The following is a 1,593-nucleotide window of genomic DNA, read 5'->3' as shown; positions in this document are numbered from 1 at the left end:
GCGATGAGGGTGCACAGCAGCGCCGACCCGAATCCGGCGTCGACGAGGGTGCTGTTGACGGTGTGCAGGTCGGTCACCAGGCCTTCCAGGTCGTCGGGGTCGGTGCGGCGGATGAGCCAGGAGAATCCGAAGTCATCCGTCTGCTCGCTGTACTTGCCTCCGTCGAGGGTGAGCAGTCCGTCGACCTCCTCCCGCAGTTGGGCGAAACCACCGCCTTCGGCGGCCTTGAAGCAGACCGCGCCGGTGCCGGTGGGGTGGAACCGGCTGCTGACCTGCAGGGTGACCGCGGCGGCTGGTAGTGCGAAGAGCTGATCCAGATTGGGTGGCACCGGTGTGGAGCGGCCGAGGAGCGCATCGAGAAATCCCATGGGACTAGAACTCCTGACCGAGTTGGCGGGCGATGTCCCCGAGCTGGGCGAGCCGGCGATCCAGCGGCGGGTGGGTGGCGAAGAACGAGGAGAGGCTGAAGCCCTTGGCGAGGGCGGGGGCGAAGAAGAAGGCGTTGAAGGCTTCGGCCTGGCGCAGGTCCCGGGTGGGGATGCGCGCCATCTCGCCGCTGACCTTCGTCAAGGCCGATGCCAACGCGGACGGCTGGCCGGTGAGTATCGCGCCGGCCCGGTCCGCCGACAGTTCCCGATAACGGGACAACGCCCGGGTGAGCAGGAACGAGACGGCGTAGACCACCGCGGAAACCAGGACCACACCCATCAGGACGAGGGTGGTGTCCCCTTGCCCGTTGTTGCGTCCGCGGCCGCCACCGAACCCGCCGAAGAAGCCGGCGTACAGGGTGAACCGGGTGATCAGCCCGGCCAGCACGCCCAGGAACGAGGCGATCGTCATCACCGCCACGTCACGGTGGGCGACGTGGGAGAGCTCGTGTGCGAGCACCCCTTCCAGTTCCTCGGTGTCGAGGCGACGCAGGATGCCCGTGGTCACGCAGACCACAGCCCGTGAGGGGCTGCGCCCGGTGGCAAACGCGTTGGGCACATCGACCTCGGCGATCGCCACCGCTGGTTTGGGCATGTCCGCCAGCGAACACAACCTGTCGATGACGCCGTGGAGTTCGGGCGCCTCGGCCGGGGTGACGATCTTGCCGTGCATTGCGTAGAGCGCGATGCGGTCGGAGAACCAGTACTGCGTGAACAACAGTCCACCGGCGATCACGACGGCCAGGAACGCGCTCCGCAGCAGTGCGATGAGCACGGCGGTGAATACGACATAGATCAGACCGAGCAGGAACGTCGTCCAGAGCATGCGGCGGGTCAGCCCGCGATCGGGTCTGAAGCGGCTCTTCATGGTCTCACCCGGGAATCAGACCTTCCTCGCCGAGCAGGGCTTGTACCTCCGCCAGGCTGCTTTCCTGGGCGGGGAGGATGGCATCGGAGACGGACAGTGAGTCGGCGGCGGCGGGGGTGCCGAGGGTCCGTGCCCGGTCCAGCAGGGTGCTGAGGGCGTGTTGGAATCGTTGTTCGTCGCCGGCGGTGATCGCTTCGGCCACGGCGGTGTCCAGCTCGTTCAATTCGTCGAGGTGTTTGTCGGCGATGTCGAGCTGACCCTCGCCCAGGATGCGCACGATCACGACCGTTCCTCCTT

The 1,593-nt window shown here is 67.0% G+C and carries 3 protein-coding genes; all 3 read right to left on the bottom strand.

The annotated features are described in order from the left end of the window. The coding region (pspAB, locus tag WAW17_RS27975; protein ID WP_422336117.1) for a PspA-associated protein PspAB at nucleotides 1-368 on the bottom strand (368 nt) is incomplete at its 3' end. Nucleotides 369-372: 4 nt separating this feature from the next. Continuing rightward, complete coding sequence (gene htpX, locus WAW17_RS27970; protein WP_422336116.1) at nucleotides 373-1,296, bottom strand: zinc metalloprotease HtpX; 924 nt, start codon at nucleotides 1,294-1,296, stop codon at nucleotides 373-375. 4 nt (nucleotides 1,297-1,300) lie between these two features. Then, nucleotides 1,301-1,593: PspA-associated protein PspAA (gene pspAA / locus WAW17_RS27965; protein ID WP_422336115.1), on the bottom strand; the 293-nt coding region annotated here is incomplete at its 5' end.

Source organism: Rhodococcus sp. (in: high G+C Gram-positive bacteria) (assembly GCF_049286785.1).
GTDB lineage: Bacteria > Actinomycetota > Actinomycetes > Mycobacteriales > Mycobacteriaceae > Rhodococcus_F.
The sequence above is the reverse complement of the archived record's forward strand: the minus strand, read 5'-3'. Positions and strand labels throughout refer to the sequence as shown.

Excerpts from the sequence above, each read along its gene's own strand:
- htpX (WP_422336116.1), bottom strand. The coding sequence starts at position 1,296 with ATGAAGAGCCGCTTCAGACCCGATCGCGGGCTGACCCGCCGCATGCTC.